At 47.4% G+C, this 15,609-nt stretch carries 11 protein-coding genes; 5 read left to right on the forward strand and 6 right to left on the reverse strand.

All coding sequences use genetic code 11. The features are described from left to right. Positions 1-2: 2 nt before the first annotated feature. Together McpCs1_RS04690 and leuB are read left to right on the forward strand one after the other, a co-directional pair. A complete protein-coding gene (locus McpCs1_RS04690) occupies positions 3-497 on the forward strand; it encodes a 3-isopropylmalate dehydratase small subunit (protein WP_338093722.1) in 495 nt (164 codons plus the stop codon). A 1-nt stretch (position 498) separates the two neighbouring features. Beyond that, complete coding sequence (gene leuB, locus McpCs1_RS04695; RefSeq protein WP_338096105.1) at positions 499-1,578, forward strand: 3-isopropylmalate dehydrogenase; 1,080 nt, start codon at positions 499-501, stop codon at positions 1,576-1,578. A gap of 644 nt (positions 1,579-2,222) precedes the next feature. Here leuB and McpCs1_RS04700 read toward each other — a convergent pair. The 6 genes from McpCs1_RS04700 to glyS all read right to left on the reverse strand — a co-directional run bounded on the left by McpCs1_RS04700 (position 2,223) and on the right by glyS (position 10,805). Beyond that, positions 2,223-4,487, reverse strand: a complete 2,265-nt coding sequence (locus tag McpCs1_RS04700; protein WP_338096106.1) for a DEAD/DEAH box helicase — start codon at positions 4,485-4,487, stop codon at positions 2,223-2,225. 137 nt (positions 4,488-4,624) lie between these two features. Continuing rightward, entirely contained in the window at positions 4,625-5,551 is a 927-nt protein-coding gene (locus tag McpCs1_RS04705; RefSeq protein WP_338096107.1) for a glycosyltransferase family 17 protein, read from the reverse strand. Further along, positions 5,548-6,549 carry an NAD-dependent epimerase/dehydratase family protein gene (locus McpCs1_RS04710; protein WP_338096108.1) on the reverse strand — a complete coding sequence of 334 codons (1,002 nt, stop codon included), beginning with the start codon at positions 6,547-6,549 and terminating at the stop codon, positions 5,548-5,550. Before McpCs1_RS04710 ends, McpCs1_RS04705 begins: the two co-directional genes overlap by 4 nt. Further along, positions 6,539-7,420: a UTP--glucose-1-phosphate uridylyltransferase GalU gene (gene galU, locus McpCs1_RS04715; protein WP_338096109.1), complete on the reverse strand. Its 882-nt coding sequence runs from the start codon at positions 7,418-7,420 to the stop codon at positions 6,539-6,541. The genes McpCs1_RS04710 and galU overlap by 11 nt, the downstream gene beginning before the upstream one ends. Next, entirely contained in the window at positions 7,411-8,703 is a 1,293-nt protein-coding gene (locus tag McpCs1_RS04720) for a UDP-glucose dehydrogenase family protein (protein ID WP_338096110.1), read from the reverse strand. Before McpCs1_RS04720 ends, galU begins: the two co-directional genes overlap by 10 nt. Before the next feature lie 383 nt (positions 8,704-9,086). Next, the gene (gene glyS, locus McpCs1_RS04725; protein ID WP_338096148.1) at positions 9,087-10,805 is read right to left on the reverse strand and encodes a glycine--tRNA ligase; all 1,719 of its coding nucleotides are present in this window, start codon (positions 10,803-10,805) and stop codon (positions 9,087-9,089) included. 709 nt (positions 10,806-11,514) lie between these two features. On the opposite strand from glyS, the gene McpCs1_RS04730 reads away from it, so the two are divergent. The 3 genes from McpCs1_RS04730 to McpCs1_RS04740 all read left to right on the forward strand — a co-directional run bounded on the left by McpCs1_RS04730 (position 11,515) and on the right by McpCs1_RS04740 (position 15,248). Then, positions 11,515-13,554, forward strand: a complete 2,040-nt coding sequence (locus tag McpCs1_RS04730; RefSeq protein ID WP_338096111.1) for a monovalent cation:proton antiporter family protein — start codon at positions 11,515-11,517, stop codon at positions 13,552-13,554. A 348-nt stretch (positions 13,555-13,902) separates the two neighbouring features. Beyond that, a complete protein-coding gene (locus tag McpCs1_RS04735; RefSeq protein ID WP_338096112.1) occupies positions 13,903-14,511 on the forward strand; it encodes a response regulator receiver protein in 609 nt (202 codons plus the stop codon). A gap of 74 nt (positions 14,512-14,585) precedes the next feature. Then, on the forward strand, positions 14,586-15,248 hold the full coding sequence (locus tag McpCs1_RS04740) for a metal-dependent hydrolase (protein ID WP_338096113.1): 663 nt from the start codon (positions 14,586-14,588) through the stop codon (positions 15,246-15,248). Positions 15,249-15,609 lie beyond the last annotated feature (361 nt).

The raw sequence follows: 15,609 nt of genomic DNA on the forward strand, positions 1-15,609 counted from the left end.
AAATGGAGTATAAAGGCAAAGCCCACGTTGTCGGGGAAAATATTGATACGGATGCAATTATTCCGGCACGGTTCCTGGTAACTACTGACGAGGCAGAGCTCGGCAGACACTGCATGTCCGGCCTTGAAGAGAACTGGGTCTCCCGCGTCTCGAAGGGAGATATTATGGTTGCGGGCGAGAACTTCGGCTGCGGTTCGTCCCGCGAACATGCGCCTGTCGCAATTAAAGGTGCGGGCATTCCGGTTGTGATCGCCCACAGTTTTGCGAGAATTTTCTACCGCAATGCGTTCAATACCGGACTGATTCTGCTTGAGGTCGGCGATGAGTATCAGAAGATCTCTGACGGCGAGATGCTGACTGTTGATACCGAGAAGGGAACGATCACAACAGCAGAAGGCGTTGTCATCTCCTGTTCTCCGGTTCCTTCATTTATGCAGGAGATTTTGGATGCCGGCGGGCTTGTTGGGTATGTGAGAAAACAGATCGGGGCTGAGTAAGGTGGGAAGCTACAAAATTGCGGTTCTGCCGGGCGATGGTATCGGTCCTGAGGTTGTTGCTGAGGCGGTGAAGGTTCTTTCAATCGTTGGGAAGAAATTCCATCACTCGTTTGATCTGCGGTATGCGGACTTTGGCGGTGCGGCGATTGATTCATCCGGCGTTCCGTTTCCGCCTGCGACGCAGGAGGTCTGCATGAGTTCAGACGCGGTTCTTTTTGGTGCGGTTGGCGGACCGAAATGGGATACGCTTGATCCGGCTATCCGGCCGGAGAAGGGACTTCTTGCGCTGCGAAAAGCTGCCGGAGCGTTTGCGAACCTGCGTCCTGCGAAACTGTTTTCCGAGTTAGCGGATGCATGTTATCTGCGGCCTGATATTGTGGCGAACGGGATTGATATTCTGGTTGTCCGCGAGCTTATCGGGGATGTTTACTTCGGTGAGCCGTCAGGGATTGAGGTTCGTGACGGCGAGCGGGTCGGTTTTTCGAATATGATTTATGCGGAGCATGAGATCCGCCGTGTGGCTGAGGTCGCGTTTGAGACGGCGATGAAGCGAGGCAAGCGGTTGTGTTCGGTTGATAAGGCGAATGTGCTGGCGGTGTCACGGCTCTGGCGCGAGGTGGTGACAGAAGTTGCCAAAGGGTATCCGGAAGTGGAGCTGTCCCATATGTATGTGGATAATGCGGCGATGCAGCTGGTGAGAAATCCTGCGGCGTTTGATGTGATTGTGACGGGTAATTTGTTCGGCGATATTTTGTCGGATGAGGCTGCGGCGATTACGGGATCGATTGGGATGCTGCCGTCCGCATCGGTTGGGGGAGCGAATACTCCGGGTCTTTACGAACCGGTTCACGGGTCTGCTCCTGATATTGCGGGGCAGAATCTTGCAAATCCGGTTGCAACGATTCTGTCTCTTGCGATGCTTCTGCGGTATTCGCTGAATCTTTCAGCAGAGGCTGACGCGGTTGAGGCTGCGGTTGCTGCAGTTTTAGCGAAAGGTTACCGGACAGGAGATATCTACCGCGATGGAATGAAGCGGGTAGGCTGCACTGAGATGGGGCAGCTGATCTGTGACGCGGTGTGATATTTTTTTCTTTTTTTTCTACGTTTGATTGTTACGTGATTGCTGATTGCTGATTGCGACGGTAGTTTGAGAAAAGGTGTCTGTCGTGGAAAAAATCCCGCACACTCCAAAAAGAGAAGAAGAGTGCTCCGTAAGTACTCTCGTGTTATCTATATTGTATTGATCATATATAAATGGGTGCTTTGTCTGGATTGATTTTTTTTCAAAATAGGACTTACGCGGTATGAAATAACATAAGGAAAAGAGATTCTCTGTCTTTGGTTTTATTTGGGGCAACCACGGAACACACTGAACACACGGAATTCCACGGAAAAAACACAGAATACCGCTTCGCTTACGGAAAACACAGAAAGCCTAAGGAAGTTGGCATCTCAAAACGGTAACATATACTAATACCCGTACACTTAGGCTTTCCGTGTTTTCCGTAAGCGAAGCGGTATTCTGTGTTTTTTCCGTGGAATTCCGTGTGTTCAGTGTGTTCCGTGGTTACTCCAAGCGAGACCACCTACAGAAAAATCCGCAATGAAACTCATCACCGCGTAACTCCTATCAAAAAAAAACAAAAAAAATTCGAAGCCTCATCACCTTTTACCAAAAGAGGATGACATCAGCAATCAGCAATCACCTAACAATCAAAGAACCTCTCACTCATACTTCCGCTCAGCCGCACCCACAATACCGCCCGCAGTCTTTTCCCCGACCCCTTTCACCTGCATCAGCTCCCCAGCAGTTGCCGAAAACACCGCACGAAGCGTTCCAAACGCCGACAAAATATCGCGTGCAGATTTTGGTCCGACCTCAGGCACAGCCGTTAAAATATACTCAAGCTCCTCTCTTCCGCTTCGTGCAGACTTGTGGCGGTGGAAACTCCGCTCAGACTTTGCCTCGCCCAGATCCCTGCGGGCAAACGCATACAGCATGCCGGCAGTCTCCTCCGCATCCCGCGTAAACACGAGCGACACGTCAAAGTCCACCGCAATTGACGCAAGCGTGTTGCGGATCGCATTCGGATGAATATTTCTCAGCTCATACAGATCCGCAATCGAACCTCCCTCAACAATCAGAACCGGTCTGGACGCAGACTCCGCAAGACTTTTTACCTGACCAAACAGATCCCGGTCGACAAGCGTATCCACAAAATCCTGCGCAGTCTTTCGTTCAACAAGAACCCGGTCACCAATGGCGTAGTCTCCGACCGGCAAAGCCGCAAGCGTAATCTTTGCGCCGAGATTGCTGAGATGCTCGGCAACCTTGGAAGACATCTCCCGATTATCGATAACGATTGCAGGACGCTCAGCATCATCCGATTCCGCAGACGATGCGGCTGCCCGAAGGACAGCGTCAGCAAGCGTCATCTGGGCTTTTGCAGGATCGGGTGTTGGAAGCGGAACATTTCCGCTGCGCATCGCCTTCACGCCTTTCTGCATCTGCTTCTCGCGGGTGCTGCTCACCCAACGGAAGGTTTCATCAGTCGTCCCTTTCGTGATCAGAACGATGATCTTTCCTGACGAGTTCCTGCCGGTCCGCCCCTTTCGCTGAATACTCCGCACCTCGGAAGGCACCGACTCGTAAAAGACGACGAGATCAGTGGACGGAATATCAAGACCCTCCTCACCAACCGAGGTTGCGACCAGCACATGATACTTTCCTTCGCGGAACTGGCGGATCGCTTCGATCTGTTCCTTCTGCGACAGACCTTTCTCGGTGTCGCGGGATGCCTGGCCCACGAACCGGATCGCAGGAACTCCTGCTTCTGCCAGATGGTGCACCAGCATCGAGACTCCGTCGCGGTAGGTTGCGAACACAATCACTCTGGATTCAGCGTCCTCAACCAGTTGGTCGCGGACGATTCTCACCACTTCGTCAGCTTTGGGATGCAGTTCCTTCTTCCAGTTGTCTGCAAGGGCAAGCAGGCGCTGGAAGCGTTCGTCCGAACAGATGCGTTTGCTTGCTTTGCTTCCAGCCCCAGACGCTCCTTCGCTTTCGAGCCGCATCAGATACGCTTTCAACGCGGTTGTTCCCTGCGATTCAGCCATTGTTACGCCGTGCTTGAGCTTCATCAGCTCGGCATGCACTGACATTGCAGTGTAGGCTGTGCGGTCGCGTTCATGCATTCTGGTCTGAATCTGTGCCATGACGCCGTTTAGCGCTTTCATGGAAAGCGCTTCACGTCGGGGGACGCGGTAGTTGAGATCGGTGAGAGTTACGAGCCGGTCATCGATCATGCTGTTTAAAACGCTCAAGGCAAGCCAGAGGTCTTCGGGCAGATCAACCGACCGGTACTCGATCTCCCGTTCATGGACGTAAGCACGAACGTCTGCGTCAGTCTCAACACGGCTTTCAACGATGCTGACCGAGAGATGTCCGCAGATTTCAGCGACCATCTCAGGGTCAGAACCGGGAGACGCGGTCATGCCAAGGATAAGCGGCTGAGTTGCGGTTGCGGCGTAACGTTCGGCGATGAAGACGTAGGCATAGTTGCCGACAGTTCTGTGGCACTCGTCGACGATTAAGAGCGAGACGTCGCGGAGCGAGTAGCGTTCAGCGATGAGATCATTTTTGATGACTTCAGGCGTTGAGATACACAACTTCGCTGTTCCCCACATCTCGATTCGTTTTGCCGGCGAATTGCTGCCGGTAAACATGGCGACGTCGCCTTCTTCGAGGAGAAGATTTTTGGAGAAGTAGCGGTAGTGCTGCTCGACTAAGGGTTTGGTCGGGGCGAGCATGAGAATTTTGCCGATTGAGAGCCTCTCGGCAGCGACGCGAAGGGCGACTGCGGTTTTTCCCATTCCTGTCGGAAGAACGACCAGGGTGTTGCCGTCAAGTGCGTGTCTGGCGATGTTGGTCTGGTATGCACGCTCTTCGATGGTGTCCGGAGGGATATTGGGATGGCTGACGTAGGGCATTGGTATTGTAATAATATTGGTTGGGAGGATAGAAGAAAGATGAGGTTTGTCAGGATTAACCAACATATGTACCCACGTAACTAAATTGAAGAGTGAACATCTATTTCGTTCAAATGAAATTAAGCCCTATGAAAATATTATTTGTTCTTGAAAAAAATATGTCTGACGTAGTTCAGCATCACAGACATCAATTGTCGAATGCGAGAGATGGAAATATAATAATATTTTACAAAGAAATTTGGCTGAGGGAAATCACAAATATAGTTTTCATATTTTTTAAGATTATTATATATGGGTTCAGGAAATGTCGAGTCAATAGGTACAGACATATATCTATCGGGTCTGTTATAAAGATCTTTTCCCTCCTTTATTTTTCTCTCAAGAACGTTTTTCTCCAAATATTTGGTTTTGTTAAGCTCCTGATGAGAAAAAGATGTGATTTTATAGATAATTTTGTCAAGACCTCCCAAGTAAGAAAAATGCCATCCTGCTTCCCTGATCTTCAGGGATGTTTGGTAATGTCTAATTTTAGTAGGAGTATTTCCTTCGTTTAATTCTTCCAATAGAAAGGAACTATACTGACAATCAATATCTTTTTTGAACTCATTATATCTTAACACCTTCACTGCAGACCAATTTGGATTGGTGTAGTTAAGATAATTCAAATAATAATAATACATCTTCATTTCAAGACATTTTATTCCAGGGGTTGCAGCAGCTTCCAAAATGCTATCTGGCCTTGGTATTTCATCTATATCAGAAATAATTACAATATCATCAGCATTACAGGTTTTTAGGCCTTCCATTATACAATTTCGTTGATAGTTTTCATATGTCCATGAAGTCCTGTACTCCGGATACTCATTAACGATAATATGTATTATTTTATCATTCCATTTTTCGAACCGTTCTTTATTTTCATCAAAATAGAGAGGCTTATCTATATTTGAATGAGTTTTAGTCGCTTCAACAAGTACAAATTTGTCTATAATCTGATCAAGTGTTTCCAGACGCAATTCCAATAAGTCTAATTCATTAAAGAAAGAAAAACAATCATAAATCATAATGTTTCAGTCCCATATACTAATAATCTTGAAATCCCGATCTCGGGTGTAACATCAGCCTTCCACCCCAACATATTTTCTGCTTTACTAACATCCGGCAGTCTCCGAGTCGGATCGTCCTGAGGCATCGGATGATAAGTAAGATTTTCCTCTTTATCACATATCGTATAAATCATTTTGGCAAGCTCCAGAATTGTCATCTCATGAGAACTGCCAATATTCACCACTTCCCCAGTACATCCGTCATACGCTGCCAAACGCAACAGACCGACAACAGTATCTGTCACGTAACAGAAACACCGCGTTTGTGATCCATCACCAAATATCGTTACTGGTTGCTCATGCACAATCTGATCCATAAAACGCGGGATAACCCGTCCATAGATACCATCCGCACGAATTCTCGGGCCATATGTGTTGAAAATTCGTGCAATCCTGACATCAACACCTTTCTGGCGAAGATATGCCATACACAATGCCTCTCCGCACCGCTTCGCTTCATCATAACATCCCCGAGGACCAACTGCATTCACATTCCCTCGGTAAGTTTCCGGTGTCGGAAAAACAGACGGTTCCCCATATGTTTCACTCGTTGATGTAAACAAAAACTTTGCATGATTTTTTGTGGCAATCTCAAGAGCATGCATTGTCCCGATAGTATTCGATCGGATAATCTCAATAGGGAACTCAGCAAACTCAAATGGTCCAGCACGAGATGCGAGGTGGAACACATAATCAAATGGGTCATCGAGAGATAAATCCTTAGAAACATCCTGCACTATCATAGTAAAGTTCGGATTGGATTGAAGATGAACTATATTTTCTTCGCGACCGCTGGAGTAGTTATCAAGACAGACTACGTTTGCGCCAAGTGCCAAAAGGGACTCGCACATCCATGAGCCAAGAAAACCTGCACCTCCGGTTACCAGGGCTCTTTTTCCCTCATAATATGAGGGAGTTATCTTTGAGATAATTTCGTTAATTTCATTAAAACTCACATTGACCACCCTTCAGAAGTCCTTCTCGTAATATAGGACCAAACACAGAATGTTTCAAAGTCAATTCCAGATTGGATTTCATCCACCCAGGCTTGTCACCGATATCATATCTGGTACATGCCGTAACAAGTCCAATAGAAGCCTGAAATTTTCGAAGAGCGTCCGTCAATTGAATTTCTCCTTTCTTTCCAGGTTTTGTTTCCTTCAATAGATCAAATATTTCGGGAGTCAGTAGATATCTGCCAATTGCTCCCAAATTCGACGGAGCATCTTCCGGTTCGGGTTTCTCCACAATATCAGTAATTCGATAATGGGTATCATCGATACGGTCACCTGCAATAATTCCGTAATCACGAATTTTTTCCATTGCCACTGGCTCAACGACGATGATCGGTTGGGTGTATCCAGTATAAGCGTCAGACATTTGAGCGGTACAGGGCTTCTGTCCTGCGTGAGGAACACAGATGGTGTCACCCAACAATACTGCAAACGGCTCGTCACCACAGTGATGCTCAGCGTAGAGAATCGCGTCACCAAGTCCACGTTGTTCCTTCTGTCGGATAAAATGTATATCTGCAAGTTCTGAGAGTTGCTTGTTTTCCAATAATAGCTTCTGATCTCCAGACTGTGTGAGATGATATTCCAACTCTAATGATGAATCAAAGTGATCTTCGATAGCTCGTTTGTTCCTTCCAGTAATAATAAGAATATCATCGCAACCGGATGCCACAGCCTCTTCCACAACATACTGAATAACTGGTTTATCCACGACTGGTAACATTTCCTTTGGCTGAGCTTTGGTCATCGGAAAAAATCTGGTGCCCCATCCGGCAGCAGGAATCACAGCTTTCGTTACCTGTTTCACCAGCATACACCTTCTGCATCAGAAATAGTAAGAATATGTCTTCCATCAATAATAATTCGGGATTTCATGCCGTCGAACTCTTCGCTTAGCTGTGAAAATTCAGACCATTCTGTCATTACAAGGCAGGCATCAGCATTTATCAATGCCTCTCTTGCGGAATTACAGTAGAGAACATTTGGGAAGACATGTTTCATATTTTCTCCTGCCATTGGATCATAGCAGACAGGTACGGCGTTTTTGCCAAGCAGAGATGCAATAACTGGTATGGATCTGGATTCCCGAATGTCATCAGTATTATCCTTGAAGGCAAGCCCAAGGACAGCAATTCGTTTTTCTTTCAGATCAGGAAGATGTCGCTCTAAAATTCGGATCATTTGCAGGGGCTGTGATTCATTCACAGCAAGTACAGCTTGAAGAAGAATTGGATGCACTCCCGCTGTTTCGGATAATGCAGCGAGTGCCGAAACATCTTTTGGGAAACAACTGCCGCCGAAGCCTGCACCGGCATTCAGAAAGTGGGGTGAAATACGATGATCAAGACCAACGCCTTTCATCACTTCATAGACGTCCACATCTAACTGTTTGCAGAGATTCCCGATTTCATTGGAAAAAGATATTTTTGTAGCGAGAAATGCATTCGCGGTGTATTTAATCATTTCAGCGGCAGTACTGCCGGTAGTGAGTACTGGAACGTCCAAACCAGAATAGACATTTTTCATTACGTTCAGAGTTCGTTCGTCTGTCGTGCCAAGAACGATTCTGTCGGGATGCAGAAAGTCATCGATTGCCCTTCCTTCACGAAGGAATTCAGGATTCATACAACAGTCAAAGGACTGTTCCGGTAATTTTGATGCAAGAACCGGACGAACAATATTTTGGGTTGTGCCGGGAGGGACAGTGCTCTTTACAACAATAACCGGATAAGGTGTAGAGTGTTTGACAAGTTGGTTGGCAATATTTTCTGCAGCAGAGCGAATATAGGATAGATTTGCACTACCGTCAGGGTTTGGTGGGGTTCCGACAGCTATGAATATCACGTCACTCTCAGATACTGATGTGTACTCAGTAGAGGCACGGAGATTTTTACCAATATGGTTTTTCAGAAGTTCAGAGAGACCATTTTCATAGATTGGGGGGATAGCAGAATTTATTGCGTTAATTTTAGTTTCGTCGATATCAACAATCGTTACATCATGACCGAGATGTGCAAGGCACGTTCCGGTTACCAATCCTACGTAACCGCCGCCGATTATCGTAATATACAGGTATTTATTCATTTGACTTACCATTTTGTCACTCGATCTCTACCCATAATGTCGCATAATGGGCAGTAAGACAACGATTCAATGAGGTATTTTTCGTACCCAATATCTTAGTAATGTAGGACATTGACGATGATAAAATCATCTATAATTGTTTAAGATGATATCATTAATCTACCCGTAATATTGCGATTCAGCGAAATTATATGTGCAATTAATTTTCTGATGACTCTGATATGACACTCCCAATTTTCGAGAAATAATTTGCACCATGATCGAGATAATACTGTGCAATTTCACAAAAATACACTCATAAAATATTGACACCATCTCAAATGGTGAAAATGTTCCTCACCATAAGGGCAAGGAATATTTTCATGCAATAAAAAGGGAAACTCAGTTGAATGAGATCATCTCAACTGATCGAACGTCTTCTTGCCGTTCATCAGCTGGTAAACAACCGCAGGAATCTCTGCCAACGGCAGCCGCACCTGCTTCATCGAGTCGCGGTCGCGAACGGTCGCGGACGCATCCTCCTTCGTATCATAATCGATCGTAATACACACAGGAGTTCCGATCTCATCCTGTCTACGATATCTGCGGCCGATAGCTCCAGCATCATCATACTCAGTCTGGACGCCCTCGTTCTGCAACGCGTCCACCAGCTTACGTGCAATCTCATCAAGACCGTCGCGTGCCATCAGCGGAAGAACCGCAGCCTGCACAGGAGCAACGCAGGACTTGAACCGCATCACCGTTCTCGTCTCGCCGTCAGCAACATCCTCGGCATACGCATGCTCAAGAACCATATAGCTCATCCGGTCAATACCGTACGATGGCTCAATCACATGCGGCATAACATCCTCGCCGAACACATCGACCATCTCGTCCTTTACCGTGTACATCTCTGGCGGAACAATGATTTCCTCGCCGTCAACAACAAGGTGCAGACCGTCAGGCTGCGGCACAGCGGTTGGCATAAGTTCAGCAATCGCCTTTGCTTTATTACGGAACATCGGTCCCATCTTGCCGTAGTTGGGAACAATTGCCTTGTGGTGGACCTTCTTTGCCTCAGGATACTGGACAAAGATCGTCATCTTCTCGCCCGAAACTTTGGAGTGGGCCTTCAGATCATAGTTTGTGCGGTCCGCAATACCCACAATCTCCACCCAGCCGAACCGGTCAGAGAGAGCTTCTGCATCCCAGCAATCGGTCGCATAATGCGCACGCTCGTCAGGCATATGCTGACGGAACCGAATTTTGTCAGGATTGAAACCGATCGTGCAGAGGATATCATGCGTCATCGCCACATAATATGCCACATACTCGTTCGCAATAATGCCTTCGTCAACTGCCTGACGCATCGTCTTCGTAATTGCCGGAGCATCCGTCTCCTGCTGGGCAATGCCGCATAAGGGCATTGCATAATCTGCGTACCGGGAGAAGAACGGATGATCCTTTTCCTCAGGGTGGACGAAGATCTCGGCTTCTGCCTGCGTGAACTCACGCAGACGAATCATTCCTTGACGGGGCGAGATCTCGTTACGGTAGGATTTTCCAATCTGAACAGCACCAAACGGCAGATGATCGCGATAGAATCTGAGAAGCCGCGGGAAGTCAACGAACATTCCCTGGGCGGTTTCGGGACGAAGATATCCTTTCCGCTGTCCTCCTGGACCGATACTTGTGGTAAACATCAGGTTGAAGTCGAAAACATCAACTGGTCCGAGAACTTTGCCGCAGGCCGGACACTCTTTGTCGACGAGGACGTCATGCAGATCCTGTTTGGACATGGTTCCTGCATGCGGAATGCCAAAGGATTCTGCAACGTGATCAGCTCTGAGGAACTCCAAACAGTGCGGGCACTGGAACATTTTGTCAGAGAAGCCGCCAACGTGACCGCTCGCAACATAGATTGGTTCAATACCAACGGTCGGGCATTCAATCTCATAGTATCCTTCCTGCACGACGTAGAACTTGCGCCAGACATTTTCAATTCTGCGCTTCATCATTGCGCCAAGCGGGCCGTAGTCAATGAAACCTGCAACTGAGCCGTATATCTCAGAGGACGGCCAGACAAAACCGCGTCTGCGTGCAAGTTCCGTGACTCTTTCGTAGGTATCTTCCATATCTGCCATGGTTTTCCGGTGCTGTATGTATGGGGCGGACAGACATATAGTTCTCTCGCTGTTGTCGGGTTTGTGTTTTTGTTCGCTGCTCCGCCCACGGAACACACTGAACACACGGAATTCCACGGAAAAACATCACGGAGCAGACGTGAACAACACGGAACTTACAATTTCGTGATAATTTTTCTCGTGATAGGACTTACGCGGTATATGAAATAGCATAAGGAAAAGGGATTCTTTGTCCTTGATTTTATTTGGGGCAACCACGGAACACACGGAATTTCACGGAAAAAACACAGAATACCGCTTCGCTTACGGAAAACACGGAAAGCCTAAGTGTACGGGTATTGGTGTATGTCACCGTTTTGAGATGCCAACTTCCTTAGGCTTTCCGTGTTTTCCGTAAGCGAAGCGGTATTCTGTGTTTTTTCCGTGAAATTCCGTGTGTTCCGTGGTTACTCCAAGCGAGACCACCTACAGAAAAATCCCAAACAATGAAACTCATCACCGCGTAACTCCTATCGTGATAATTTTTTTCCTTGTTGTTCACGTCTGCTCCGTGATTTTTTTCTGTAAAATTTCCGTGTGTTCAGTGTGTTCCGTGAGCGGAGCTACGAGCACGAACAGCGAACACAAATTTTGTGACCATCGATACAGTTTTTAAATTCCATACCAAACATCATCTCATCACAACCTCTCCGGTGTATTCATGTCCGCTGAAACAACCATGATGGGGATTTTTCTCCTCCTTGCCTGCACGCTGATAGTTCTTTTTTTAAGCAGCAAGATCAATCTCCCAACAATCATCGGATTTTTTTTGACAGGTATTATTATCGGGCCATCGGGCCTCAACTTGTTCGATTATGATCAGGTCAGCCTTGTCGCAGAGTTTGGTCTGATTCTTCTGATGTTTACGATCGGTCTTGAGATCTCGCTGAAGAAACTTCTGGAGATGAAGAAGCTCGTTCTCATCGGTGGAGGCTTGCAGATCATTCTTACCACAATTTTTGTCTGGGTTGTTCTAGCTGCGTTCGGCATTCCCTCAAACACTGCTCTTCTGCTCGGACTGATGGTATCAGCCTCTTCGACCGCGATTGTTCTCAACATCTATCAGAACAATGGACAGATTGACACGAGACATGGAAAACTGCTGCTTGCAATTTTAATTAGTCAGGACATCGCCGTAATTCCTATCATGTTGATGCTCCCGATGCTCGCGGGAACCGGCGAGAGTGTTATGGAGTCGCTTCTGATGCTTGGCACGAACATGATAGCTCTCTTAATCGTGATGCTGATAGCTCTGGTAGTTGTTCCAAAAATTCTCGAGGTGGTAGTCTCACGAAGAAACCGCGAGCTGTTCATCATCTCGGTGATGACGATCTGTATCGGTATTGCCTGGGTGCTTTCGCTTGTTGATGTGTCGATGTCGCTTGGTGCGTTTCTTGCGGGAGTGGCGATTGCGGGGTCAGAGTATAATCATGAGGTTATCGGAATCATCATGCCGATCCGGGATATGATGACGGGAATTTTCTTCATCTCAGTTGGTATGATGCTGTCGGTTGCCGTAATGATGGAAAATATTGTGCTGATTTTAGTGCTGGTTGGTCTGCTGATTTTGGCAAAGACGGTGATAGCAACTGCGTCCGGATGGATTGCCGGAGCGACTGCGGGGACAGCGATTATCGGGGGTCTGAGTCTTGCTCATATCGGAGAGTTTTCTTTTGTTCTTGGATCGTCAGGTCTGTCGCTTGGTCTTCTGACTGACGGGATCTATCAGATTTTTCTCGCGGTTGCGATTATTTCGATGACGATTGCGCCGTTTGCGGTAAATGCTGCGCCAAAGATCTCGCAAAGAATAGTTCACGCTGCAACGCACGGGAAAGGTGGGGCGGCAATTTCTCTGACGCCGGAAGCTGCAGCAAAGGTTGACGAGGAGGGAGGGCCTGTTATTGTGGTAGGTTTTGGGCCGGCAGGGAGGTATGTGGTTCGGGCGCTGAAGCGTATCGGCCGCGAGTATATTATTCTTGAGTTGAATCATGAGACGGTTGTTGAGGAGCGGAGAAAGGGGGAGAGTATTCTGTATGGGGACGCGTCGCTTGAGCCGGTTCTTCATCATGCAGGTATTAGTCATACGCGAACGCTGGTGATTACGATCTCGGACTCTTCGGCTGCCGAGTCTATTGCGGTGATGGCCAGAAGGCTGAATCCCTGGACGACGATTATTACCCGTGCCCGGTACACGAGCGAGAGTTCGGCGCTGTTTAAGCTGGGTGCGGACGAGGTGATTGCAGATGAGCGTGAGGCTGGTCTTGCGATGGCACGGCGGGTATTTGCGAATGAGAATGTTCCGGCTCAGGATCTGGAGCAGTATGTTTTGGATGTGCGGGGCGAGATGTTTGCCGAGCGTGAGAAGGTGCTGCTTGAGAAGGTGATTGGGAATAAGGTGCAGAAAATTTCGTCTGCTCTTGCACCTTCGTCGAAGTCGGATTTTGTTCATATTGCGGTGAGGCCTGATTCTGAGGCTGCGGGTAAGGCGCTTGCTGATTTACATCTGCGAAAGAGGTTTCATGTATCGGTTGTGTCGCTGCATCATGCGTCAGGCGAGGTTATTCTGACGCCTGACGGGACAAAGGTTCTGATGCCTGAGGATATGCTGGTTCTGAGCGGAAAGCGGGAGGATCTTGAGCGGGTGCGGGCAGTGTTTGGGGATGGTGTACACGTGGATGATGACATTTCGAAACGCGAATAGCACGAATAAAAAATCGCAAATGGCGATTTTTAAGAGATTGTGTAAATTATTTATTTTTAGAAAAATCGATTCGTTTTGAGAGGCAAAGAGAATTTTTTTGAAAATCGCCATTGGCGATTTTTTATTCGCGCTATTAGCGTTCTTCGCGTTTCAAAATCATCTCCCACATCAAAAAAAGCCATTCGGATCTCTGGAGCAAAAGCGGTTTGGGGGTAATCATACAGTCGTTGTGGTTATTAATTATTTGCTTCCGGTTCTGTTGTTTGAATGAAGGGCAGAAACATCCAGAATCATTATATGCTTAGAAGTATATTTTCATCGAATAACCCGTTGGGAGGATATACAAATATGGCCCCAAAGAAGAGACAGAAGGATTTATTGAAGCTGTTTTCTGATATTACGCAGAAAACGAAGATTGTGGAGCCCATGAAGCAGCTCCACGGGACGCTTCGTGATCAGGATGCGGTCGAACGTGAGATCGCCCTGATCATGCGGGAGATTCAGGACCGTGGATTTTTCAAGACCAAGCTTGAGCCGATTCAGCTTGCGCGTCTGATCACTGCGTTTCATGCAGGAAAGAACGACACCGAGATCGCCCGCGAACTTGGAGATGAGAAGCTTTCCAAGACCGTTGCCCGTGCACGAGTTCGGCTGAAGCTGTTCCGCGAACTGGACTTTAACATGCCCTTTGATCAGGCCCAGATGCGGACGTTGATGAGTACCGATAAAACCATGCGGGAGATCTCCGAGGAGTTAGGGATAAGCCCGACAACCCTTCGCGAGTACCGGCATGTAATCGAACAGAAAGAGGATGTGACGCTCGACCCGTATCTGGAACGCATCCGTGACGTGATGGAGGACCGGGATCTGACGGAAAAGATGGCGTCGGGTCTGCAGGAGGACACGCTTGGCGAGGCCATCGATGTGTCTGAGTCTGACAGTATCGAGATCAACTAACTTCATATCCTATACTTTTTTTTCGTTTTTCCTTGACCTATTTCTATTTATAGCATCAGGGAGGAGTATATTGCATGTACATCAGATATGTCGGTCACTCCTGCTTTTCACTGGAAGGGTCCAAAAAAATTCTAATCGATCCACAGCCTGCAGATGCGGCAAAGGTTGATGCGGATCTCGTTTTGGTTACACACGGACATGGAGATCATCTGGGAATAACAATACAGCTGAAGAAGCAGACGATCGCAATCCATGAGCTTGCAACATATCTGTCTAGAAAGGGAGTCACGACAACCGGAATGAATATCGGAGGAACGGTTGTTGTTGACGACGTCAACATCACAATGGTTCCTGCAGTCCACTCTTCCTCGGTGGAGGAGAATGGCGTGGACCTCTACATGGGAACTGCGGCAGGTTTTGTGGTGGAGATGGACGGGGTTGTGGTCTACCATGCGGGAGATACGGGACTGTTTTCGGACATGAAGCTGATTCATGAGTTGTATCATCCTGATGTTGCCCTGCTGCCGGTAGGCGGCCATTTTACGATGGGACCAGATGAGGCGATGATTGCGGCTGAGTGGATTGGCGCTCCGCTGGTTATTCCGATGCATTACAATACGTTCCCGGCAATTATGCAGGACTTAACCGGGTTCAAGCATGCGATCGAGTCGACGACGTCGATGACGGTGGATGCGGTTTCGCCCGGAAGCGGCGTTACGGTGTCGCCCAGAACATAAAATATTTTTTTTTCGTTTTCTCAACAGGTGTATTGAAAAACCTGATAACTCTTTACAAAATAGGACTTACACGGTGCGATTTTTGAAACACGAACCACACGAAAAAACACGAATAATTTAACTCACGAAATATTTCGAAAAACACGAAATCTGCTCTTGAGCTCAGAATCAGTCACAAAATCTCTCGTAAGATCTAAAAGTAAAGATGATGATCAGGAAGTGTCTCTGCCGAAATCAATCAATAATTCCCGTACCGAAACTCCTATTTCGTGTTTCAGACCTCACACTACCTTGCAGCATCACGGCTGGTGACTCGTTAGATGATGATCCTCATAAGAGCGATCACGAGAATGCCAATTCT

The organism is Methanorbis rubei (assembly GCF_032714495.1).
Classification (GTDB): domain Archaea; phylum Halobacteriota; class Methanomicrobia; order Methanomicrobiales; family Methanocorpusculaceae; genus Methanocorpusculum; species Methanocorpusculum rubei.